Raw genomic sequence first — 22,790 nt, 5'->3', positions numbered from 1 at the left:
GGAATACACCCGTGAGCAGTGATGCTATCGGCAGCGCAACGAACGCTCTGAATTCGTTGACCCATGTGGAAGCGGCGCGCTGGGGCAGGGATTTGAGTACGCTGTTGCGCATCACGCGTATGAATTTGCGGCATCCCTGGCAGGTCGCCTTCGCTATGGGCTCGACGATCATGGCGGCAATCCTCCAGTTGCTCATTCCCCAGCTTCTCGGCCGGGCCGTCGACCAGACCCAGACAGCCATCGGGGGCGGTGTCGCGGGGACCGCGGCAGGACAAGCGCTCTGGACCCCGGCTCTCCTGCTGCTCGCCGTCAGCGCGCTACGCGGCCTTTTCACGATGGCGCAGAACTATTTTGCCGAAGCCGTCGGGCATCATGTCGCGTACGAACTGCGGCTCGCCTACTACGACAAGATCCAGCGTCTCAGCTTTTCCTTTCACGACCGGGTCCATTCAGGCGATCTGATCACCATCGGAATGCTCGATCTCCAAGGCGTGCGGATGTATTTTTCCACCGCGCTCGTTCGCGTGCTCCTGCTCACCATGCTGATCGGGATCGGCGCCTACATGATGATCTCGACCGATCCCATGCTCGGCCTGGTCGCGCTGAGCTTCGTGCCTTTTGTCGCCTGGCGCTCATCGGCCACACAGCTTAGGCTGCGCGCCACCTGGCTCGACCTGCATGAGCGGCTTTCGGTACTAAGCCGCGTGATGGAGGAAAATCTCGCAGGCATCCGCGTGGTCCGCGCTTTTGCGGCTCAAGCCTATGAGATGCTGAAGTTCGACGGCGCTTCCAAGAACGCGCTCGACCTCGCCCACGACCGAGTTGACATCTACGTGCCCAGCACGTCGGCGATGACCTTGTCCTTCTTTTTCGCAATGGGATTGGTGCTCTGGATCGGTGGCAGCAAGCTCGTCGCTGGCGAGATAAGCGTCGGAACGGTGGCGACCTTCCTGACCTTCATGACAATCCTGCAAATGCCAGTCCGCCAGATCGGCCTCATGGTCAATGCCTTTGCCCGCGCTTCTAGCTGCGGTTCGCGGCTTTTCGGTCTCCTCGACCAGGAGATCACAATCAGGGATGCTCTCGAGGCCAGACCGCTCGAGATAAGCGACGGCACTCTGCGCTTCCACAATGTCTCGTTTGCGTACCCCAGCGCCGAAAACCGCGCCATTCTGAAGAACCTCAGCTTTGAGGCCCGTAGAGGCGAGACGATCGCGATCGTCGGTCCGCCGGGTTCGGGCAAATCGACGATAGCTCATCTGGTCCCCCGCTTTTATGACGTGACCGGTGGCGCCATCACGCTGGACGGCCAGGACATACGCAATGTCACCCTCGCGACGCTTCGCAAGGCGGTCGCCGTCGTACAGCAGGATGCATTCCTATTCACCACTACGATCGAGAACAACATCGCTTATGGCGATCCCTGGGCGAAGAGACAGCGAATCGAACGCGCTGGCGAATTCGCCCAGCTCCACAACTACATCCTCGGGCTCCCAGCGGGCTACGAGACGGTCGTGGGCGAACGCGGCGTCTCTCTCTCTGGCGGCCAGCGCCAGCGTCTCACGATTGCTCGCACCATGATGCTGCGCCCCTCCGTCGTCGTTTTCGACGACTCAACGGCCGCGATCGATGCCGGCACCGAGCAGCGCATCCGCGCGGCGATGCGGCGCTTCGCCAAGGATCGGGTGACGATCATCATCGCGCACCGGCTGAGTGCGCTTGTGCATGCCGATCAGATCCTTTTTGTCGATAACGGCGAAATCGTAGAACGCGGCACGCATCAAGAGCTTTTGGCGAAGCGGGGACGCTACAGGGCCCTTTACGATCTCCAGACGCGCCCGGGTGATGACAATATGACCCAGTATGGGGGCGCCCGCTGATGGCGCAGGGCCGCGCCGGCGAAGTCGAAGCCGAACGTGACGACGGTAGACGCCCTCCGCGCGCGGTTGTCGGCTCGCACCGCATCGAGGAGGAGATGTTCGGCCGGGCTTTCGACAAGAGCATCCTCCGGCGCATCTGGGCTTTCGTCCGTCCCTATCGGGCCAGGGTAGTCATCACGATTGCAGCAATGCTGATCTTCACCGGGACGCAGCTTCTCATCCCGTTGATCATCCGCTACGCGCTCGACCAGGGCATGAACCCGGCAAGGACCGATCGCTCAGCCCAGCTCGCGGCCGTCGGCGCGTTCGTTTTGGCGATTTTGGTCAATTTCGCTGCCGGCTACATGCAGGAAACCGTGGTTGGGAAAGTGGCCGAAACTGTCCTGTTCGACATCCGCCGCGCCATGTTTGGCCATCTGCAGAAGGTTTCGCTCTCCTTCATGGACAAGACCGAGGTCGGACGCCTCATGTCGCGCCTGCAAGGCGACGTCAACTCCATACAGGAATTCCTCGAAACCTCGGTATATTCCGTAGGCGATGTTGCGCTTCTCTTCGGCATCGTTTTCGTAATGCTGTGGCTCGACTTCCGCCTCGGCCTCCTGACGCTCTCGGTTCTGCCGGTCCTGGTGATCGTCCGCATTGTCTGGCTGCCGCGTGCCCGCGACGCCTTCATGGCCGCACACGAGACTAATTCCGTCGTCAACGGCGCGCTGGCCGAAGCCATTCACGGCGTGCGCACCGTCCAGTCAATGGACCGCCAGCAGGTGAATTTCATCCTTTTTGACGACAAGGCCCATGCCAACCTCAGGACCCACCTGATCGCTGCCAAATATGCACTGGTCATGGTGCCTATCGTCGATGGCCTCACCGGCCTCGCCATGGCCGCCGTTATTGTGGTCGGCGGCTCGATGGTCATGAATGGCCGCATAGATGTGGGCGTATTGGTTGCCTACCTATTTTACATCCAGCGCTTCTTTGACCCGATCCGCTCACTCACCCTGCAATATTCGGTCATGCAGCGCGCCATGGCCTCAGGCAAGCGCCTGACCGATGTGCTCGACGTCAAGATCGATGTTCAGGACAAACCCAATGCCGAGGTGCTTTCGCCCGAAATGGACGGCTCGGTCGAGTTCAGGGACGTCACCTTCGGCTACAATTCGAACCGTTCGGTGCTGAAAAATGTCTCCTTCCGGGTCAATCCCGGCGAGACGGTCGCACTGGTCGGGCCGAGCGGTTCTGGCAAATCGAGCGCGATGGCCCTGGTCCACCGCTTCTATGATGTTCAGCAGGGCCAAGTGCTGGTCGGCGGACATGATGTGCGCGATCTCACCCAGGAATCGCTCGGCCGCCAGGTCGCCATGGTGCTGCAGGAGCCGTTCCTGTTCACCGGGACGGTCTTCGAGAACATTCGATACCACAAGACGGAAGCCACGCGCGACAAGGTGATCGAGGCCGCCAAGGCGGTCGGCGCCCACGACTTCATAATGAGCCTCGCCGACGGGTATGAGACCCAACTTGGCGAACGCGGCGACAACTTATCTCTCGGCCAGCGCCAGCTTATCAGTTTCGCCCGCGCCCTCGTCGCCGACGCCAAGATCCTCGTGCTCGACGAAGCTACCGCCAACATCGACAGCTACACGGAAATGCAGATTCAGAAGGCTCTGATAAAGCTGCTTGAAGGCCGTACTGGCCTCGTGATCGCCCACCGTCTTGCCACGATCCGGGGTGCCGACCGCATCATCGTGCTTCAGAATGGCCAAGTTATTGCGACTGGCAACCACGATCAGCTAATAGCCACAGGGGGCCTCTATTCCAAACTCTACAATCTCAACTACGCCTCCTTCGACGACATTCCCGAATACGATACGACCGTACAAGCAGGCTCCCAGACCTGACGTCTTGCCGGCCTTGTGGTACTGGCATTGACTCGGGCGTGCCGGACACTCAGGCCGCCGCAGACGAGGAAGCAGGCAGCATTCATGAAAAGCACTCGCGCGGATCGTGAAGACCGGCTGCGAACGATTTCCTCCAGCGTCGTTATCCAACCGCGGTGCACGCCGCGACATCGGGCGAACTCGCTCCAGGTGGTGTCGTTCGGCGTAGCAAAGCCGCTCGCGAGCGCGCCCTCAACAGCGCCGTAGCGAGTGACGGCTTTGCTACCGCCGAGCCGCTGATGAAGCTGGATGCGGGAGCCGCCACCGGCGCCGCCCCGGGCGAGAAGAACCTCTGCGGCGGGCTATGTGCCAACGACTAGCGCGAGCGCGACGAGCAGACGCGTGCCGGCATCGTGTCGCGGTCGGCCATCATCTCCTTAGGATCGTGCAGGTTCACACGATGGCCCAGACGCCAGCCAACGCACAAACCTGGTAATCTGTGCCGCCGGCTCGTCGTCAGTTTGGCCTCCCTCCCGATTGCCCGTCCCAACCACGTGCACGCTCGAACACGTGGATGTGAGGGAGCGCTGTTACAACGATTTAACCTTCAGATCAGACCGCGAATTTCATGGTCAGACAAATCGAGCCATGATTTCGGATTGAATGGTCGTCGCGGTGTACAGGGAAGCATCTAGCGGCAGATTTCCAAATGCCAGTTGACAAAGCAGGTAGTTAGCACCTGCCTCTTCCAACTGACTGAGCAGAGCTTCTCGCACAGACGCTGCTGATCCTACCACGCACAATTCACTCTCGACTGCCGCATCGAAGGTCAGCGGCAGGTTGGGTGGAGTGGGGATAGCGTTAAGCTCGTAAAGGAATTGGAAGCTCTTGAGCCATCGTTCGTAAGCAGGTGCCGCGAGCGAATAGGCATGTGTGTCACAACGCCCAACCACGACCATGCGGAGCAATCCAATAAATGGCGCTCGATCGCCCGCGCCAGTGTTGTCCTCTTGATAGGCGCGGAACGCATCAGTAGTTTTGCGAACAGAAGAGGAAGGTCCTACACACGCGATATTTGCTCCATTCGCAGCGGCCCAGGCTGCGGACTCGGGTCGATTGGCGGCGACCCATGTCGGCGGATGTGGACGCTGATGAGGTCTTAGCGTCAAAGGAACGTCATTGAGCTCAAAATGGCGGCCTTGATAGCACAGCGTGCCAACCTTCATGGCATTAACAAGTATTTCAACAAGAATTTCGCTGGCTTCCGCATAGCGGCCCGGCACCGCGTCCGCACCAATCCCGAAGTAACCCAATTCGATCGGGAGAGCACCGCGCCCTATGCCCAGTTCGAGCCTGCCACCGCTCAACTGGTCCAGCATACAGATCTCTTCGAACGCACGCAGCGGATGATAAAGCGCAAGCAGCATCACCAAGGGTCCGAGACGCAGGCGCCGGGTGCGCTGGGCGACGCTCGATAAGAACAGATTCGGCGATGGACCTCTCCCATGGGGGGTACAGTGGTGCTCTGCGAGATGATAGGCATAGAACCCTAGCTGATCGCACGCCTCTGCTAATATCAGGCGATCTTCGTACTGCCGGGCGATATCGAGGCCGTCCTCGTCCAGATGATCGAAGATGCCGAAGGCTAGGTTTGAAGGAAAGACGTTTGTCACTCGATATTGTCCCCGATTTTAAAGAAAAATGTTGTCATGCTTGGGTGACCAAGCAAGTCTAAAGATAGCAATGTGTGATATCGGATTAGCGTCAGCGTACCGAACGAGCAGAGCCTGACGCTCCCCTGCCCGTGGTGCTTGGTATGTTTAAGCTTCCAACTATATCGCGAGCGGCAGCAAGAAATGCATCCAATTGCTCTTTTGTGCCGATGCTGACGCGGATGCAATGTTCCAAACCATTGTCCGGAAAGTAGGCAACGAGTATCTTTTGCCTTTCCAAGGCTGCTTGCCACCATGAGCCGTCCTGTCCCGCTGGCACACGGGCTAGCAAGAAATTTGCGTGGGAGGGCGTTACGGAAAATCCAAGTTGCGACAGTGCGGCTGTCACTCGCTGTCGTTCATGTCTGATGTGCTTGTGGTTCTCTGCGTAGGCGCCGCGATGCGCAAGCACGCTGATACCAACCGCATGCCCGATCACGTTCATGTTGAAGACGTTCTGGATGTTGCGCAGCCTGCCAATAATCTCAGGGTGACCGAAACCGAAACCGACGCGAATGCCGGCGGCGGCATAGCTCTTCGAAAATGTTCTCAAGATCAGAAGGTTCGAATAACGGTTGATGAGGCGCAGCCCGTGATCGGGTGCAAAGTCGACGTAGGCCTCATCAAGGACGACCAGGCGATCCGATTGTGCCACGAGGCGTTCGATATTGCTTATCGAGAGGAATGTTCCGGTCGGATTGTTTGGATTGGCCACCAGAATGAACTTGGCGTCTTTTGCCGGACCGGAAAGCAATTGCTCCATTGGCAGCGAATGAGTTTGACATCCGATCTCGAGAAACTCAGCACCATGCAACATGGCAAGTTTGCGGTTGAACGAAAACCCTGGCGATATCATCGCCACCTTGTCGCCAGGGGCGAGGAAAGCTCTGTAGATGAGTCCGAGCAGTTCAGACGACCCGTTGCCTGCGATGACCTGATCCGTGGATACGCCATAGGTATTGGACGCTGCTTCCCTCAAGCTGATGTTATCGTCGTCAGGATACAGATACTGGCGATTGAGGGCCGCCACTGCACTTTGCATTATGATTGGCGGCAACGGAAACGGGTTCTCATTCGTATTCAGCTTGACAAAACTTCTGTCCGGCGCTGGTCCGTTGGACGGCAGAGCATCTAACTGTCGCGTCCCTTGCGGAAGAGACGAAAGCACAGCTTGCAGTTTTGCATCGGACATATTTTATCTCCGTTTCAGTCGCACAGGGCATCCGTATGAGCTCGCAACGAGAGCAACATGGCGGACGGATTGACGATGGCAGCGTCGCCTTTCACAAGATGGTCGCAACGCCGGCTGCCACGGGAATTCGGCCAGGCTGTCCTCGGTCGGATCGACTTGACGCGGACGCGGATCTGCATCCCTGCGCGGGCCAAGCCGCTAAGCGGTCTCAGCTAATCCGCCTGAGTCATGCTTTCACAGACGCTTGACCTCGATGCCGTATTTCCTCAGCACGTAGCCAATCTGGCGCGGGGTCAGTCCAAGCAGGCGCGCCGCCTTTGCCTGTACCCAGCCACATCTTTCCATGGCAGCAATGACGCGCTCGGCGTCGGTGGTCCTCGCGCCCAATGAGTGCGTTGCTCCGGCAGGCGGGACTGTGGTGGCGGCCGAACGAGCGGCCGCATCCGGCGGCGTGGCCGGATTCACTGCCTCTGGCAGGATTGGCGCTGGTTGCAGCGCGGCCTTGCCCGATCTGCTCTTCCGCAGCGCCTCGGCAAAGCATTGGTCGTGGGAGCACGCAAAGTCGTTTCTCCCGATTGATAGTCCCTCCGCCAGGATCGCTGTCCGGTGCACGCAATTTTCAAGCTCGCGAATGTTGCCGGGAAATTCACATTTCATCAGTACTTCAATCGCACGCGGATCGAAGGTCAGGGTACGGCCGTTCTCATCGTTGAAATTCTTGAGAAACTCAGCTGCGAGGAGCGGAATATCGCTGCGCCTTTGGCGTAGCGCCGGCACCAGCAAGGGAACCACGTTGATGCGATAATATAGGTCGGCGCGGAACTCATTCCTTGCAACCGCCTCTTCAAGGTTCCTGTTCGTGGCGGCAATCACGCGAACGTCGACCTTGATGGTCTGGTTGCTGCCGACGCGCTCAAACTCCTGCTCCTGCAGCACGCGCAGAAGCTTTGCCTGGAAGGAGGCCGAGATCTCGCCGATCTCATCCAGAAACAACGTCCCCTTGTCGGCGAGCTCAAAGCGACCCTTGCGGGAATTGAACGCACTTGTGAAGGCACCCTTCTCATGACCGAACAGTTCGGATTCCAGGACTGTCTCTGGCAGCGCTGCACAATTGAGTTTGATGAAGGGCCGCTTGGCGCGCGGCGACAACTCGTGAATTGCCTTGGCGACCAGCTCCTTCCCGGTACCGGATTCGCCTCGCAACAGAACCGTGGTCTTTGCCTTAGCTACCACTGCGATCTTCTCGAGCAGCGCGCTTAGCGCCGGACTATCGCCAATCATCCCCTTGACGTGAACCTTCTTGCGCTGCGGTGCAGGGTGCTTGACATCAGAGAATTGCGTTTGCAGCCGATCTTCCACCTCTGTCGGTCGTTCGCGGTCGCCCGCGGAGAAGCGGTGCAACTTGACTGTCTGTCCCACCATGTTGGCGATCATGGTGAGCAGCCGGACATCATAATCGAGCCGATACGTTGACCTGCTGTCCAAGGCGCGGTCGATAGTCAGCGTGCCTACGGCGTTCCCATCAACACGAATGGGAACGCCGATGAACGACACGGGGTCGGAGGCCCCAAGCACCTCTATGTCAGCGGCAGTGAAGGCCGAATGCACCGCTATGTTCTCGGCGACGAGCGGCGTGTCCGTCGTCACAATCCGATCGATTGCCTCGCGCGGCAGACGCATCCGGGAGCGCTCATCGCTGTTCTCGTCGCAGCCGGTGACTACGGTGATGTCCAGTATGCCCTCAGCGTCGAAGAGAGCGATGATGCCGTGCCGCATCTGCACAAACGAGGGCAGGAGATCGACGACCTTGGCCAACGTGACTTCGAGCCGGGCGGGGTCGGTGAGTACTTTCGATATTTCGAAGATGCCGGTAAGCGCGCGCTCGTGCGATGGCACAAAAGGGACCGCGGTGTTCGTCTCGGACTTTGGGTAAGCCCTTTTCGCATCCGGAAGCGAAATGCGGCACTCGCTGGCATTTTGTTCTGATTTGGGAATGTTGTGGTGCATGTGATCCTCGATCTCGCGCCATGAAATGCATGCCGGCGGCATGTGCGCCCGCGACGTCGCGGGCAAGCGCGAAAATGCTCTGACGTGAACTCGTGCCACCGCCGTGTGGTCGAGTACAAAGCGGGTCGACCCCTGACGCATCGCTTGGCTCTCCCTCCACGAAGCTTGGCCACGTTCTCGGCTTGCACGGGGGCAACCACACGTTGATTTTCAAAAGACTGGAGCGAGGCGGGATAGTCAATCGAGCTTTCTTTCATTCGTGAAAGGAAACCTCGCGGCCTATGATAGAATTCATCAGTTCTAATTTTTGTCGGCGATGTTGAACGACAGAAATACGGCGCCGGCGATGCGGTGCCCGAGCGGCTGACCGCGCCGAGTTGCCGGGCCGTGCCAGTCACCAGCGCCTGCGAACCAGGGGCGGGAGCGATAATCACTGCCGACGACACTGGTCGGTCGCGGCAACCGCCATTTCCTCGATATTGATGACGCAGATAAGGCGGCGGCGTCGCGTGTGAAGGCGCGAAGGTGGCGGTCGAGCGCGGCTTTCTCGGCGGTGCTTGGAACTTCTGAACCGCATCGTCGCGGTCAGCACCAGCGGCGTCAATCCCTACGTCTCGACGTCGCTTTCAAGCTGTCGCTGCAGCGGGAGCGCGGCAAAGAACACGGCAATTCTGCGCCCTGGTGCCAGCGATGCGGCCCTTCCCAAAGTCGGCAAACCGAGGAGCCCGCCACGATGTGCAGCAAAACCGCAAGCCAGAGAGATCGACCGGCAATCTGCCGGAGAACATCAAGCGCGTGCTGGACGGCGGCCTTGTCATTCCCGTCTTGTGCCACCGCATTCATCCCATCATTGGCGAGCCCAACGTCAGTTCAGGTCATGCGGATCCATTTGGCATGGGTATTGCGGCGGCGTTGGTGCAGCGTTCGACCGGAGCGCCGCGATAGGGAGAAGCCCGGGAGAAGTCACGCCACCTCGATCCGGTCAGGGAGAGAGAAACAGTGTCAGCTGCACAAGTCCGCGGCGCGAGTCCCGCGCCCCGCAAACCCTTCTATGCCAAGCTTTACGCGCAGGTGCTTGCCGCCATCGCCCTCGGCGTCGCAATTGGCTATTTCTATCCAGGGACCGGCGAGAGCCTGAAGCCGCTGGGCGATGCCTTCATCAAGCTGGTCAAGATGATCATCGCGCCTGTCATCTTCCTGACAATTGCGACCGGCATTGCCGGCATGAACGATCTTCACAAGGTCGGCCGGGTCGCCGGCAAGGCAATGGTCTATTTCCTCACCTTCTCGACGCTGGCGCTGATCGTCGGCCTCATCGTCGCCAATGTCGTCCAGCCTGGCGCCGGCCTCAACATCGATCCGGCCTCGCTCGATGTCCAGGCCGTGAATACCTATGCCGCAAAGGCCCACGAGCAGTCGGTCACCGGCTTCCTGATGAACATCATCCCGCCAACGATTGTCGGTGCCTTCGCGGAAGGCGACATCCTGCAGGTGCTGTTCTTCTCGGTTCTGTTCGGCATGGCGCTCGCGATGGCCGGAGAGACGGGCAAGCCTGTCGTTTCCTTCCTTCAGGCGCTCATCGCGCCTGTCTTCAAGCTCGTCGGCATTCTGATGAAAGCCGCGCCGATCGGCGCTTTCGGCGCAATGGCCTTCACCATCGGTAGATATGGCATCGGTTCGGTCGTCAACCTCGCGATGCTGGTCGCGACGTTTTATTTCACCGCCTTCCTCTTCGTGTTCGGGGTTCTCGGCGCGGTCTGCCGCTACAACGGCTTTTCGATCTGTTCTCTTATTCGCTACATCAAGGAAGAGCTGCTGCTTGTCCTCGCAACGTCCTCCTCGGAGGCCGCGCTCCCCTCGCTCATGCAGAAGATGGAGAAGGCGGGCGCCAGGCGTTCGGTTGTGGGTCTCGTCATCCCGGCCGGATATTCGTTCAATCTGGACGGCACGAATATCTACATGACCCTGGCGGCCCTCTTCATCGCGCAGGCGACGAACACGGATCTGTCAATCGGCGATCAGGTGCTGCTGCTGCTCGTTGCGATGCTTTCCTCCAAGGGCGCTGCAGGTGTGACAGGTGCGGGCTTCATCACCCTGGCTGCTACGCTCGCCGTAGTTCCGAGTGTTCCCGTTGCTGGGATGGCACTGATACTCGGCATCGACCGCTTCATGTCCGAATGCCGGGCGCTGACGAATTGCGTCGGCAACGCAGTGGCATCCCTCGTCGTTGCCCGCTGGGAAGGAGAATTGGACCGAGCGCAGATGAAAGCCGCCTTCTGCGGTCATCAGCTTGCCGAGGCATCAAACCGGCTATCCTCCGCCGAGTAAGGTCGACGCACCGCGACCGGTTTCGCCAAGCTGGTCACATGACCTGAACGATCGACTCGCAGGCTCTAAACGGCGCCTCACGGACCATGTATCAGAAGCGCAATATGTGTGAGTGCAAATCATCGCCGCCCTAAGCGAATGAACCTTCCGTTATACCCGGCCGGTCTACATCTGGAGTAGTCCAATACGCTGTCGATCATTCAGTATGCGGGCGTCTCCACTTTGCCCACCCGAAACCATTGTCGAATCGCGCTAGGTGACAGAGAGCCAGCCTGCGTCAAAAACCAATCAGAATAGGACCCATGACCAAGCGCCCCACAATTGCCGATCTCGCCCGCGAAGCCCGAGTCAGCGTAGCAACGGTCGATCGGGTTCTGAACGCCCGCCATCCGGTGCGCGAGGAGACCGCGCGGCGGGTCCACGACGCCGCCCACGCGATCGGCTATCATGCTGCCGGGCTCATCAAGCAGCGCTTGCGGCGAGACCTACCGTGCTACCGTCTGGGCTTCATCTTGAGAAAACCGGCCCAGCATTTCTACCAAGACTTTGCGCGCGAGGTCGAAGCGTCGGTCAATTTGGCCCAGTCCTTCCACGGCATTCCGCTCATCCAATTCGCCCCGTCACATATGCCGAGCGACCTAATCGCACCGCTCAAGGATTTGGGCGCACGCTGCCATGCGATCGCGATGGTGGCACCGGACCACCCGAAAATTACAGCAGCGGTTGAGGACCTCAAGGCCAAAGGCATTCCGGTTTTCTCGCTGCTTTCCGACTTCGCCGCCGGCGTGCGACAGGGCTATATCGGCCTCAACAACCGCAAGGTGGGGCGCACGGCCGCTTGGATGGTGTCCAAGGTCGCAAAACGGCCCGGCAAGGTGGCGGTGTTTGTCGGCAGCCATCGTTTCCAGGGGCACGAGCTCCGTGACGTCGGCTTTCGCTCCTATTGCCGTGAGAACGCGCCGACGTTCGAGGTACTCGATCCGCTTGTGAACCTGGAGAAACGGCAGGTCACCTACGAGGCAACGCTTGATCTCATGCAGCGGGAACCCGAGCTCGTCGGCTTCTATGTCGCCGGCGGCGGCATGGAGGGCGCCATCTCCGCGGTCCGGGAAGAGGGTAAAAGTCGCGATCTCGTCGCGATCGTGAATGAAATCACGCCGGAATCTCGGGCGGCACTCGCAGATAACATCATCACGATGGCGGTCGCCACGCCAATGCGCCGGCTTTCCCAGGAGCTGATAACGCTGATGACGCGGGCTATCGAGACCGGCACTGCTGAAACACCAGGACAGACATTTCTGCCGTTCGACATCCATCTGCCGGAAAATATATGAAGCTGATGGATTCTATCGTAAGCGGGGAGTTTCCTTTCATAAATGAGAGAAAGTTGATTGATGATCCGATCCACGCGGGGTAGCCGCACCCCACAGGCCTCAGCCGCGGCCCAGGATGAAAGCGCCGATTGAGTGAACGGATCGGCCGCGCGTTCAGGCGGAAGCGCGACGTAAATTCCCTACATCCGCAGCGTCGACCTCGACCGGCTTCATTGCCAACATCTCGACGTTGTCGGTGCAGGGCGGTGTCGTCAAGGATGCCTCACGCCAGTAGCCGAGCGAGGCCGGCACAGTCCATTGGGATCGACCTCGTCGACCGCCATCTCCTCGCCTGGCCGCGCGTGAAAAGCCGCGGCAAGGCCGGCAAAGTTGGCATTTGAGTGGGGCTAAACATCTTCTGGGACTTCGCACGCGAAATCGGAGGCGGCAGTCAACTCAGCACCAACCGGGCATGTGTTCTGCTCGTTCCTGGCCCTCGTACTCAGCAAGTAACTGCGCCGCTCTGCCCCGAATGGCAACCGCTCCTCCGCGACCGCCTCCAGGAGCCACCATCGAAAAGGATGGTCGCGTCGTCACCACCACGTCACGGCAAAAGTGGGCAACGTCTTGAAGGCAGCTGGCATCGCTCTGCGACACAGCTCGACAAACAACTCGCCTGAGATCACCCCCAAAAAGGTAGTGGTAACACGCGCCGGCGCGCGCCTAACATGCTGATTAATGACATTATTCTTACAGCCGGTGTTTAAGTGGGGCTAAATCTCTTCTGGGACTTCGCATGCGAAATCGGAGGCGGCATTCAATTCGGTACCAACAACGGCAAGGTCGGATCCGGCGTGCCCGAGACGCTCAATAGTTTCAAGCAAAGGCGCCAGGCGAGATGCCTCCTGCAACATCATTTCCCGCATCCACAGGCTTGCCGGATCAGTATTGTGAAGCGCAGGCCATTGGACGGCCTCCGTGAATGCGGGATGAGGAAGTGGCGGCGGAAGTCCGACAATCCGCAGGGGTGTTGTTTTTGCGAAATGCTGCGCCAGCCGTAAGGGCATGGTCCCGATGCGGTTGGTGCCTGATACAACGGGCGGGATCATGCTAAAGCCCTGTACGACGACCTCGATACGTCTCTCGAAACCGTGCTCGAGCAAATACCATTCCTCCATGGTGGGCTGCCGGGTGTGCCTGAATCTGAGCACAACATGCCCCATGGACAAGTATCGCTCGAATGTAAGTGGCTCTGACAGCTGCTTGTTCGTGCCGCAGCCTACGCATACGAGCATATCTTCGAACAGGGCTGCGCGAGGATGTTTCGACATGAACACTTCCGGCATAATCAGAAAATGAACGTCGCCGCGCCGGAGAAGCTCCTCGGGGTCGTCGGAAATAGGCAGACATTCGAAGCGGACGGCGGGAGCTTCCCGCGCAGCACGCTCTACGATCTTCTTAAAAAATACGAGCGTGAGGTAATCGGAAAGCATGATTCGGAAGAGACGATCCGATTGGGCTGGGTTAAAGGCGTCCCAGGAAATAATCGATAGCTGGATGTGCAGCAATGCGTCCCGGACTGCTGGGGCGAGCCCCTCCGCGCGCGGTGTCAAAATGAGCTCGCGGCCGTTCATCGCAAATAGCTCATCGCTGAAATAGGCGCGTAACCGAGCGACGGCGGCGCTCATGGCCGGCTGGCTCAGGTTAATACTCCGGGCCGCCGCGGTGACTTTACGTTCCCTGATCAGAGCGTCCAGCACAACGAGGAGATTTAGATCCAGCCCCTTAAAACGCATGTCCTGATCTATCCAGCGTGTGGATGGGTATCATCTAAACAATCAATTTTACGAATTTACGAACCATGCATTAGAGGAACGTAAATGACCGACGTCAAGCTCAAATCGACGGCGCCGCAACACGGGCGGGAACATCGAGAGAGCTCATTTGCGAGCCCGACCGGCTGGCTCACCTTCGCTAACGACAACGGTTGAGTGCAGTCAAACAACGCCGCCGCTTTGGCCGGGTAATGCGGCCCGCAAGAAACCAATAAGAAAGAGAGATCCTGAATGCGCTCGCAGGTGCAGTGGAAGTTGTGCTGGGAAAATGAGTTGCAGCTCTCCGACCATGTCGAGCTCGCCAAGTTCTTTCGAAATACCTATGGGCCGACTGGGGCGTGCAACGCAGAACCGTTCGAAGGTAGTCGAAGCTGGGCCGGAGCCAGGCCTGAACTCCGCGTAATCGCCTATGATTCGAGCGGTGTAGCGGCCCACATGGGCATACTGCGCCGTTTCGTCAAGGTTGACGCGGTCGATCTATTGGTGGCTGAGCTGGGCCTGTACGGGGTACGTCCGGATCTTGAGGGCCTCGGAATCGCCCATTCAATCCATATCATGCTTCCAACACTGCAGGAGCTTGGCGTTCCATTCGCTTTCGGAACCGTCCGGGACGCGCTGCGGAATCATGTTGAGAGGTTCGGGCGGCGATACAGCCCTTTGGCTGTTTTGTCGGGAATTCGCGTGCGCTCCACCCGACCAGAGGCGCGCCTCGACCTGCCGCCCACACGCATCGATGACGCACTCGTCATTGTTCTGCCAGTTGGACGACCGATCAGCGAATGGCCCACCGGCGCGATGATCGATCGGAACGGACCAGAGCTATGAGCCGTCCCGATTGCTTATACGAAGTGCGCCGTGAGTGCTCTGACGGCACCGGCCGTCGCAGCGTTTATCTGACGTTCGACGACGGTCCCAATCCACTTTTCACACCGGAGATTCTGGATGTGTTGGCAGAGCAGCGGGTGCCGGCGACTTTCTTCGTCATCGGCGCCTACGCCTTAGAGCACCCGGATCTAATCCAACGAATGTTTGCAGAAGGGCACGAGCTAGGCAACCACACGATGACTCATCCGGATCTGTACAAATGCGGCTTCGGCGAAGTGCAACGTGAGATCTTTGAAGCGAACGGCGCCATCATGAGGGCGTGCCCTCAGGCCTCGGTGCGCTATATTCGCGCGCCCTACGGCGCCTGGAGCGAAGAAGTCTTCACAGCGTCACAGATCGCCGGGCTGACGGCCCTCCATTGGTCCGTCGACCCTCGAGATTGGTCTCGCCCTGGGGTCGACGCGATTATCGATACCGTGCTCGCCTCTGTCCGGCCGGGCGCAATAGTACTCTTGCACGACGGATGCCCTCCCGGCGAGTTGAGCCAGGGCGCTCACGCCGGTCTGCGCGACCAGACGGTCACGGCGCTGTCCCGTCTGATTCCAGCACTTCATGAGCGCGGATTTGTAGTCCGCTCACTTCCTCAACATCACTGAACAAACGAGATCCCATGACTCTTCTTGGTACAACCAGCACTGTGGCCATTTCGCTTTATGCACTGCTCTCGACTACTTATAAGAGCATGCAGGGGATTTATGCTCTGCCGACAAACGACTCATCGGCGTTGGAGGATCTCGTCGGCTCCGATCAACTGCCCAGCGTGGATGTCATCGTCCCCTGCTTCAACGAGGATCCGCGCACGCTTTCAGAGTGCCTGGCTTCCATTGCAGACCAAGAATACGCCGGAAGACTTCGGGTCTATGTGGTTGATGACGGTTCTGGAAATCGCGAAGCCGTAGGAACTGTCCACGAAACCTACGCGCGCGACCCTAGGTTCGACATCATTTTGCTTCCCGAGAATGTTGGAAAGCGCAAGGCACAGATCGCCGCGATACGCCGCTCATCCGGGGATTTGGTGCTTAACGTTGATTCAGACACGATACTCGCGTCCGACGTCATTACCAAGCTTGTACCGAAGATGCGAGATCCAGCGGTCGGCGCAGTCATGGGTCAGTTGACGGCCAGTAACCGGAGCGAGAGCTGGCTGACCAGGCTGATAGACATGGAGTACTGGCTGGCTTGCAACGAGGAGCGCGCGGCACAGGCTCGCTTCGGTGCCGTTATGTGCTGTTGCGGCCCATGTGCCATGTACCGCCGGTCTGCGCTCCTTTTGTTACTGGACCAGTACGAGTCGCAATTTTTTCGGGGCAAGCCAAGCGACTTCGGTGAGGATCGCCATCTCACTATCCTCATGCTGAAAGCAGGCTTTCGAACCGAGTACGTTCCGAGCGCCATCGCGGCCACAGTCGTTCCGAACAGACTCGGACCGTATCTGCGCCAACAACTCCGTTGGGCACGAAGCACATTCCGGGACACGCTGCTTGGGCTGCGCTTGCTGCCCGGCCTCAATAGCTATCTCACGTTGGACGTGGTCGGACAGAATCTCGGGCCGCTACTCCTCGCCCTATCGGTACTAACGGGCCTCGCACATTTCGCACTGACAGGCACTGTGCCTTGGTGGACAGGACTGATGATTGTGTCCATGACCATGCTCCGATGCAGCGTGGTAGCATTTCGTGCTCGACAGTTTCGATTTCTGGGCTTTTCCCTGCACACGTTCATCAACATCTTTCTCTTACTTCCCTTGAAGGCCTACGCGCTGTGTACATTGAGCAATAGCGATTGGCTGTCGCGAAGCTCTGCTGTCGCTACATCGAACACTGGGGGAAAACAGGCCCCCACCCAAACTCCGATCACTGGATCAAGCAGGGCAGAATTCTCACCGCATGCGGCTCCGCTTCGCAGGCTCAATCTTGCGCGGATTCTTCGGGATTAGCGCTGTCGGGCAACATTTGCGGCGACGAGTGATCGCTAATTACCTAGGTGGACGAGAGGTGGACGAGTTTGACCCAGAACATGAATCATCAGTTGCTCGATCGGGAATTGGCCGCAGACGATCCGTGGCGCCTCGACGGCAATCCGTTCGAGCGGGAGCGCCACACGCAAATGCTCCGGATGGCGCTTGCCCAAGGCTCCATCACAAATGCCCTCGAAGTCGGGTGCGCTGCCGGCGCATTCACGGAGAAACTAGCCCCCTGCTGCCAAGGGCTCACCGTCATCGATGTCAGGGCGCAAGCGATTGCTCGAGCACGTCAACGGATGAAGGAGTCGCCGAGCATCAACTGGATGCTCTCCGATGTTCAACAGTTTTCGACCGACGAGTTGTTTGACCTGATCGTTGTGGCGGAGGTCCTCTACTACCTCGAAGACATAGCCGAGATGTGCGGCGCCGTCCGAAACCTGGTGCGGGTGCTTGCGCCAGGCGGGTATCTGATCTTCGGATCGGCAAGGGATGCTAATTGCCGTCGCTGGGGTCATGCAGCTGGTGCTGAGCCGGTCATCGCCATGCTGAACGAAACGTTGATCGAGGTAGAGCGTCTTGAGTGCCGGGGCGAGTCGGCTAACGAACACTGCTTGCTCGTCCGTTTCCGGAACCCGCTTTCCGCTTCCTGATGAATCGAATCTATCGCCGTTAACGTGGAGACACTATGCGCATCTGTGGTACCAAGCAGGCCCATGACGGGGCGATCGCCCTTGTCGAGGATGGACGGCTCGTCTTCTGCGTTGAGCAGGAAAAGCGGCACAACAATCCGCGTTACCAAACCATCGATAATCTCGACGCAATTGTCGCCGCTTTGGCGGAACAGGGGCTAAATCCTTGTGATGTCGATCAGTTCTTTATCGACGGCTGGGATGGCGAAGACGAGTCACAGTTTCAGGTCCGGCAGGCAACCGAGCAACCGCCGGTCGAGGCGACCCTCTAGGTAAAATGAACCCATGTCCACGGTAGCGATCGATCTTACTGAGGTAAGCAAAACTTATGACAAGCTCGTTGTCGACAGACTGTCGTTCCGCGTTGCGGCGGGGGAATGCTTCGGGCTCTTGGGACCGAACGGTGCGGGCAAAAGCACGATTGCGCGTATGGTCCTCGGCATGACATCGCCTGATGCGGGGAAGATTACTGTGCTCGGCGCTCCAGTGCCGGCGCGCGCCCGTTTGGCACGTATGCGCATCGGCGTGGTCCCGCAGTTCGACAATCTTGATACCGCGTTCACTGTGCGCGAGAACCTGTTGGTGTTCGGGCGCTACTTCCGGATGAGCAGACGCCAGATCGAAGCGGTCATACCGTCGCTGCTTGAGTTCGCCCGCCTCGAGAACAAAGCGGATGCGCGCGTCGCCGAACTGTCCGGCGGCATGAAGCGGCGCCTGACGCTCGCGCGTGCGCTGATCAATGACCCGCACTTGCTGGTGATGGACGAGCCGACCACCGGCCTCGATCCGCAGGCCCGCCACCTGATCTGGGAACGGCTGCGATCGCTGCTGGCGCGGGGCAAGACTATTCTTTTGACTACCCATTTCATGGAAGAGGCCGAGCGGCTGTGCGATCGGCTGTGCGTTATGGAGGAGGGGCGCAAGATCGCCGAAGGCCGCCCGTCCGCACTCATTGACGAGCAGATCGGCTGTGACGTGGTCGAGGTCTACGGCGGCAATCCGCATGAACTGGGTGCGCTGATCCGGCCGTACGCACAGCGCATCGAGGTGAGCGGTGAGACGCTTTTTTGCTATGCACCCGATCCGGAGCAGGTGCTGGTGCAGCTACGCGGGCGCGCGGGTCTGCGCCTTCTGCAGCGTCCCCCCAATCTCGAGGATGTGTTCTTGCGGCTAACCGGGCGCGAGATGGAGGACTGAACAATGGGCGAACGTTATGCGGCGGCCATGCCCGCCAATGCGTGGAATTGGGTCGCGGTTTGGCGCCGCAACTATCTTGGATGGAAGAAAATCGGGCTTGCATCGGTTCTCGGCAACCTCGCCGATCCGATGATCTATCTGTTCGGTCTCGGCTTTGGCATCGGAACAATGATAGGTCCTGTTGAGGGCACTTCGTACATTGCGTTTCTCGCGGCTGGCATGGTTGCCACAAGCGCGATGGCATCGGCGACCGCTGAAACGGTTTACGGGAGTTTTGGCCGCATGGACAACCAGCGCACCTGGGAAGGAATGCTATGCACTCAGCTGACGCTCGGCGATATCTTACTCGGCGAATTGGCGTGGGCAGCCACCAAGGCCCTGATGGCGGGCACAGCAATCACTATTGTTGCCACCACGCTCGGCTACACATCGTGGCCATCCGTCCTCTGCTTGCTGCCAGTCATCGCTCTCAGTGGCCTCGCCTTCGCGAGTCTAGCGATGGTCGTCACGGCGCTTGCGCCCAGTTATGAATATTTCATATTTTATAATACGCTTGTTATAACACCTATGCTGTTCCTTTGCGGCGCGATGTTTCCGGTCAACCAATTGCCCGGCGCTTTTCAGGACGTCGCCTCCTTGTTGCCGCTCGCACATGCAATTGACCTCATTCGTCCGGCGATGCTTGGCCGTCCGGCCGGCAGCATGGGCCTGCATATCGGCGCGCTTTGCATATACACGGTTTTGCCGTTCTTCCTATCGGTTGCTCTATTTCGTCGTCGGCTGATGCGTTGACGCTACTCACCATTCGTAAAATTGATTGTTTTGGCGATACCCATCCACGCGTCGGATAGGTCAATACATGCGTTTTAAGGGACTCGATCTAAATCTCCTCGTTGTGCTGGACGCTTTGATCAGGGAGCGTAAAGTCACCGCCGCGGCCCGCAGTATTAACCTGAGTCAGCCGGCCATGAGCGCCGCCGTCGGTCGGTTACGCGCCTATTTCAGCGATGAGCTATTTACGATGAACGGCCGCGAACTCATTTTGACACCGCGCGCGGAGGGGCTCGCCACAGCAGTCCGGGAGGCATTGCTGCACATCCAGCTATCGATTATTTCCTGGGACGCCTTTAACCCGGCCCGATCGGATCGTCGCTTCCGCATCATCCTTTCCGATTACCTCACACTCGTATTTTTTAAGAAGATCGTAAAGCGTGCTGCGCGGGAAGCTCCCGCCGTCCGCTTCGAATGTCTGCCTATTTCCGACGACCCCGAGGAGCTTCTCCGGCGCGGCGACGTTGATTTTCTGATTATGCCGGAAGTGTTCATGTCGAAACATCCTCGCGCAGCCCTGTTCGAAGATATGCTCGTATGCGTAGGCTGCGGCACGAACAAGCAGCTGTCAGAGCCACTTACATTCGACCGATACTTGTCGATGGGGCAGGTTGTGCTTAAATTCGGGGACACCCGGCAGCCCTCCATCGAGGAATGGTATTTGCTCGAGAACGGTTTCGAGAGACGTATCGAGGTCGTCGTACAGGGCTTTAGCATGATCCCGCCCCTTCTATCAGGCACCAACCGCATCGGGACAATGCCCTTACGGCTGGCGCAGCATTTCGCAAAATTAACACCCCTGCGGATTGTCGAACTTCCGCCGCCACTTCCTGCCGCATTCACGGAGGCCGTCCAATGGCCTGCGCTTCACAATAATGATCCGGCAAGCCTATGGATGCGGGAAATGATGTTGCAGGAGGCATCTCGTATGATTACCCCGCCTAAGAGCACCGGACGTCTCAGTTGTCGGCCGAATTGAGCAACTGACTCCCTCGGTTATGAGAGGAGGCATGGATGGCGATTGGGATTGGGCGATTCCTGCATTGTCGAGAACGATGCAGGGAGAGCAGATCCTTCAGCATGAAGAGGTGGCAGCGATGCTGCGGCTGCATGAGCTTGGTTGGGGAATGAACCGACGGGCGAAAGAATTCGGGTGCGCGCGCAACACGGTGCCTCGGTATCTAAGGGAGGGCGGGACTGTTCCGTTTCGCAAGCCTGTGCGGCCGACCGCGTTTGACGGACTGGACGATTGGCTGCGGGAGCGCTTCTTCCCCCATGGCTCGGGCTGGATGACGATCTCGACCCGCTCCAGATGCGCCGGGAACGCCTTGCGCGGTCGCGCAGCACGTCGCGGCTCGCCTGTCGGTCTTGCGGCCTCGAGCTCGGACTCAATCGCGCCGAGCCCGGTCTGGATTTCGTCGAAGGCGAAGGCCTGCTGGTCACGTTCGAGCTTCTCGGAGCTGCGACCGAAGCGGCGCGCTCCAGCTGCTTGACGATCCCATAAAGGTCGGCGATCCGCTCCTGGGCAGGCTCGTTGAGTGTCGCCATCCGGACGATCTCGGCCTTGAGTGTTTCGCTCCGGAGTTGTTGGAGTTCGGCCTTCTCCGCCGCCATGGCGACGAACATCGCCTTGAGCATATCGATTTCGTGGGGACGGGCCGAAGCGCTTCTCGTCATGACGCCGACAGAAGCTTATTGTGCACGGCCTGAAGCCCGCCTTTTGCGCCTGAGTCACTTCGCCACCGCCTTCCGGCCGGACGCCGTCGCCGTTCGGCTCGAACGCGTGTCCAGTCCATGCCTTCGACGAGCGCCATCAGTTTCGGCGCGGCAAGCCGATCACGCCGTTCTCCGCCAGCGGAACTTGTCCTCGTCCAGCGCTCACGGTGCGGGTATGCCGGCGTCGAGCAAACAGAGAGAAGTTTGGGGCCCAACCAGGACGGCCCCGTTACGAAGTTCGTCCTAGTCCCGGTTTGAGTGTCGAATCTTCATCGATTGCATCGGCGACCAGCGTCTCCGCCGCCTGCGAGCCCGCAACTGCTCAGCAGAAGGAAGCGAACGTGAGTGCATCCATTTCGTAAATGTGTGTCTATCCAAGCAATCGATTTCTCTAATTATCCGATGAGCAATATGAACGCGTCAGGCAGGGTGCATCATTAGGAGTATTTTTCGATGGCAAACATTATCGAGGGTGGCCCGGATGCCGAAACACTCATGGGCACCGAGCTTGACGATTGGATGGAGGGTTTCCAGGGCGGTGACTGGATTGACGGTCGTGGCGGCAACGACGAGATCTCGGGTGGCCCGGACAGTGACCGACTCATCGGCGGCAAGGGTAACGACCGCATCTTCGGCGGAGATGGCTGGGACGATCTCTCCGGCGACAACGGCCGCTTCAACCCGCGCGTCTCCGGTGAGGACAATGACAGGCTCAGCGGCGGTCCCGGCCAGGATGTCCTCTACGTGGGTGACGGCCAGGACACGTTGACCGGGGGCACCGACAGTGACACGTTCGTGTTCCAGTTCCACAATCCGGTGCCTGGGGTTGTCGGGTCGAAGTCGGACATTTCCACTATCACCGATTTCAACCCAGCGGAGGACAAGTTCGCCTTCGATGCGGTGGGCCTCTACAATGACGGTTTTGGCGCGAACTTCGTCAACAACGCCAGCATACAGTCCGGCTACCCGGTGAGCAGCTTCTACAGTGGTGCGGCCTCAGGTGCGAACGGCGAACACGTCGTGGTAATCACTGGCGAATCTTTCAACTCTGCTTCTGAAGCCGCGAGTGCGATCTCCGGCGAGCACGCCGGCGACATCATTGTCTACCAAAGCAGCTACACCGACAGAGTCGCAACTCTGGCCTATGTCACCGCCGACAACAGCGCGCATGAATTCGTCCACCTGGGCGGTGTGGTCACCGTGGCCGACCTAGGCCTGACCGCGTCGGACTTCACCTTCGTTTGATCCAGAAAACCCATACGGAACAGCGCCCCGCCCCCCGGGGGCGGGCGCTTTCCGTTTCCGCTACTTGCGATGGGCCGGGGCGCCCGGGAGCAGTCGCAGCGTGTACAGCTTGACGAAGCCCTG

At 59.1% G+C, this 22,790-nt stretch carries 17 protein-coding genes and 3 pseudogenes; 15 read left to right on the top strand and 5 right to left on the bottom strand.

The window, feature by feature from the left end:
* Positions 1-11 precede the first annotated feature (11 nt).
* Both NKI54_RS19795 and NKI54_RS19790 read left to right on the top strand, forming a co-directional pair.
* Complete coding sequence (locus NKI54_RS19795; protein WP_352692218.1) at positions 12-1,880, top strand: ABC transporter ATP-binding protein; 1,869 nt, start codon at positions 12-14, stop codon at positions 1,878-1,880.
* Positions 1,880-3,775, top strand: a complete 1,896-nt coding sequence (locus NKI54_RS19790) for an ABC transporter ATP-binding protein (protein WP_352692217.1) — start codon at positions 1,880-1,882, stop codon at positions 3,773-3,775. The genes NKI54_RS19795 and NKI54_RS19790 overlap by 1 nt, the downstream gene beginning before the upstream one ends.
* A 611-nt stretch (positions 3,776-4,386) precedes the next feature.
* Here the strand turns inward: NKI54_RS19790 and NKI54_RS19785 are convergent.
* The 3 genes from NKI54_RS19785 to nifA form a co-directional block, all read right to left on the bottom strand.
* Positions 4,387-5,427 (bottom strand): LLM class flavin-dependent oxidoreductase, encoded by a 1,041-nt coding sequence (locus tag NKI54_RS19785; RefSeq protein ID WP_352641286.1) that lies wholly within the window; start codon positions 5,425-5,427, stop codon positions 4,387-4,389.
* Between the two features lie 91 nt (positions 5,428-5,518).
* Positions 5,519-6,658: a histidinol-phosphate transaminase gene (gene hisC, locus NKI54_RS19780; RefSeq protein WP_352542067.1), complete on the bottom strand. Its 1,140-nt coding sequence runs from the start codon at positions 6,656-6,658 to the stop codon at positions 5,519-5,521.
* A gap of 234 nt (positions 6,659-6,892) precedes the next feature.
* On the bottom strand, positions 6,893-8,665 hold the full coding sequence (nifA, locus tag NKI54_RS19775; RefSeq protein WP_352692295.1) for a nif-specific transcriptional activator NifA: 1,773 nt from the start codon (positions 8,663-8,665) through the stop codon (positions 6,893-6,895).
* Positions 8,666-9,400: 735 nt separating this feature from the next.
* On the opposite strand from nifA, the gene NKI54_RS19770 reads away from it, so the two are divergent.
* The 3 genes from NKI54_RS19770 (at position 9,401) to NKI54_RS19760 (ending at position 12,327) form a co-directional block, all read left to right on the top strand.
* Complete coding sequence (locus tag NKI54_RS19770; protein WP_156937379.1) at positions 9,401-9,610, top strand: hypothetical protein; 210 nt, start codon at positions 9,401-9,403, stop codon at positions 9,608-9,610.
* Positions 9,611-9,664: 54 nt separating this feature from the next.
* Entirely contained in the window at positions 9,665-10,993 is a 1,329-nt protein-coding gene (locus NKI54_RS19765) for a dicarboxylate/amino acid:cation symporter (protein ID WP_023678259.1), read from the top strand.
* A gap of 302 nt (positions 10,994-11,295) precedes the next feature.
* A complete protein-coding gene (locus NKI54_RS19760) occupies positions 11,296-12,327 on the top strand; it encodes a LacI family DNA-binding transcriptional regulator (protein ID WP_023678260.1) in 1,032 nt (343 codons plus the stop codon).
* 752 nt (positions 12,328-13,079) lie between these two features.
* Here NKI54_RS19760 and NKI54_RS19755 read toward each other — a convergent pair.
* On the bottom strand, positions 13,080-14,102 hold the full coding sequence (locus NKI54_RS19755) for a LysR family transcriptional regulator (RefSeq protein ID WP_023678261.1): 1,023 nt from the start codon (positions 14,100-14,102) through the stop codon (positions 13,080-13,082).
* A 270-nt stretch (positions 14,103-14,372) separates the two neighbouring features.
* Between NKI54_RS19755 and NKI54_RS19750 the strand changes: the two genes are divergently transcribed.
* The 9 genes and pseudogenes from NKI54_RS19750 to NKI54_RS19710 form a co-directional block, all read left to right on the top strand.
* Positions 14,373-14,966: a NodA family N-acyltransferase gene (locus tag NKI54_RS19750; protein ID WP_352692216.1), complete on the top strand. Its 594-nt coding sequence runs from the start codon at positions 14,373-14,375 to the stop codon at positions 14,964-14,966.
* On the top strand, positions 14,963-15,622 hold the full coding sequence (nodB, locus tag NKI54_RS19745; protein ID WP_352692214.1) for a chitooligosaccharide deacetylase NodB: 660 nt from the start codon (positions 14,963-14,965) through the stop codon (positions 15,620-15,622). The genes NKI54_RS19750 and nodB overlap by 4 nt, the downstream gene beginning before the upstream one ends.
* Before the next feature lie 14 nt (positions 15,623-15,636).
* Positions 15,637-16,962, top strand: coding sequence for a chitooligosaccharide synthase NodC (gene nodC, locus NKI54_RS19740; protein WP_352692213.1), 1,326 nt, complete (start codon positions 15,637-15,639; stop codon positions 16,960-16,962).
* Positions 16,963-17,042: 80 nt separating this feature from the next.
* Positions 17,043-17,639 carry a nodulation methyltransferase NodS gene (gene nodS / locus NKI54_RS19735; protein WP_352692294.1) on the top strand — a complete coding sequence of 199 codons (597 nt, stop codon included), beginning with the start codon at positions 17,043-17,045 and terminating at the stop codon, positions 17,637-17,639.
* Positions 17,640-17,674: 35 nt separating this feature from the next.
* A pseudogene (locus tag NKI54_RS19730) lies at positions 17,675-17,908 on the top strand (carbamoyltransferase N-terminal domain-containing protein); the annotation flags it as partial.
* 55 nt (positions 17,909-17,963) lie between these two features.
* Entirely contained in the window at positions 17,964-18,875 is a 912-nt protein-coding gene (gene nodI / locus NKI54_RS19725) for a nodulation factor ABC transporter ATP-binding protein NodI (protein ID WP_352457037.1), read from the top strand.
* A gap of 3 nt (positions 18,876-18,878) precedes the next feature.
* A complete protein-coding gene (locus NKI54_RS19720) occupies positions 18,879-19,667 on the top strand; it encodes an ABC transporter permease (protein ID WP_352692212.1) in 789 nt (262 codons plus the stop codon).
* 67 nt (positions 19,668-19,734) lie between these two features.
* The gene (locus NKI54_RS19715) at positions 19,735-20,685 is read left to right on the top strand and encodes a LysR family transcriptional regulator (protein WP_352692211.1); all 951 of its coding nucleotides are present in this window, start codon (positions 19,735-19,737) and stop codon (positions 20,683-20,685) included.
* Between the two features lie 31 nt (positions 20,686-20,716).
* A pseudogene (locus NKI54_RS19710) lies at positions 20,717-20,983 on the top strand (hypothetical protein); the annotation flags it as partial.
* A 77-nt stretch (positions 20,984-21,060) separates the two neighbouring features.
* Here NKI54_RS19710 and NKI54_RS19705 read toward each other — a convergent pair.
* Positions 21,061-21,441: pseudogene (locus NKI54_RS19705) on the bottom strand (transposase domain-containing protein); the annotation flags it as partial.
* A 434-nt stretch (positions 21,442-21,875) separates the two neighbouring features.
* On the opposite strand from NKI54_RS19705, the gene NKI54_RS19700 reads away from it, so the two are divergent.
* Positions 21,876-22,667, top strand: coding sequence for a calcium-binding protein (locus NKI54_RS19700; protein WP_352692210.1), 792 nt, complete (start codon positions 21,876-21,878; stop codon positions 22,665-22,667).
* Positions 22,668-22,790: the final 123 nt, after the last annotated feature.

Source organism: Mesorhizobium sp. M0663 (genome assembly GCF_040320585.1).
In the GTDB taxonomy this organism is placed as follows: Bacteria; Pseudomonadota; Alphaproteobacteria; order Rhizobiales; family Rhizobiaceae; genus Mesorhizobium.
Note: the sequence above shows the minus strand (reverse complement) of the source record. Positions and strands in the feature narration are given on the sequence as shown.

What these genes read in the sequence shown, in the direction of transcription:
- NKI54_RS19790 (WP_352692217.1), top strand. Translation starts at nt 1,880, where the DNA reads ATGGCGCAGGGCCGCGCCGGCGAAGTCGAAGCCGAACGTGACGACGGT.
- hisC (WP_352542067.1), bottom strand. Translation starts at nt 6,658, where the DNA reads ATGTCCGATGCAAAACTGCAAGCTGTGCTTTCGTCTCTTCCGCAAGGG.
- nifA (WP_352692295.1), bottom strand. Translation starts at nt 8,665, where the DNA reads ATGCACCACAACATTCCCAAATCAGAACAAAATGCCAGCGAGTGCCGC.
- NKI54_RS19760 (WP_023678260.1), top strand. Translation starts at nt 11,296, where the DNA reads ATGACCAAGCGCCCCACAATTGCCGATCTCGCCCGCGAAGCCCGAGTC.
- NKI54_RS19755 (WP_023678261.1), bottom strand. Translation starts at nt 14,102, where the DNA reads ATGCGTTTTAAGGGGCTGGATCTAAATCTCCTCGTTGTGCTGGACGCT.
- NKI54_RS19750 (WP_352692216.1), top strand. Translation starts at nt 14,373, where the DNA reads ATGCGCTCGCAGGTGCAGTGGAAGTTGTGCTGGGAAAATGAGTTGCAG.
- nodB (WP_352692214.1), top strand. Translation starts at nt 14,963, where the DNA reads ATGAGCCGTCCCGATTGCTTATACGAAGTGCGCCGTGAGTGCTCTGAC.
- nodC (WP_352692213.1), top strand. Translation starts at nt 15,637, where the DNA reads ATGACTCTTCTTGGTACAACCAGCACTGTGGCCATTTCGCTTTATGCA.
- nodS (WP_352692294.1), top strand. Translation starts at nt 17,043, where the DNA reads ATGAATCATCAGTTGCTCGATCGGGAATTGGCCGCAGACGATCCGTGG.
- nodI (WP_352457037.1), top strand. Translation starts at nt 17,964, where the DNA reads ATGTCCACGGTAGCGATCGATCTTACTGAGGTAAGCAAAACTTATGAC.
- NKI54_RS19720 (WP_352692212.1), top strand. Translation starts at nt 18,879, where the DNA reads ATGGGCGAACGTTATGCGGCGGCCATGCCCGCCAATGCGTGGAATTGG.
- NKI54_RS19715 (WP_352692211.1), top strand. Translation starts at nt 19,735, where the DNA reads ATGCGTTTTAAGGGACTCGATCTAAATCTCCTCGTTGTGCTGGACGCT.
- NKI54_RS19700 (WP_352692210.1), top strand. Translation starts at nt 21,876, where the DNA reads ATGGCAAACATTATCGAGGGTGGCCCGGATGCCGAAACACTCATGGGC.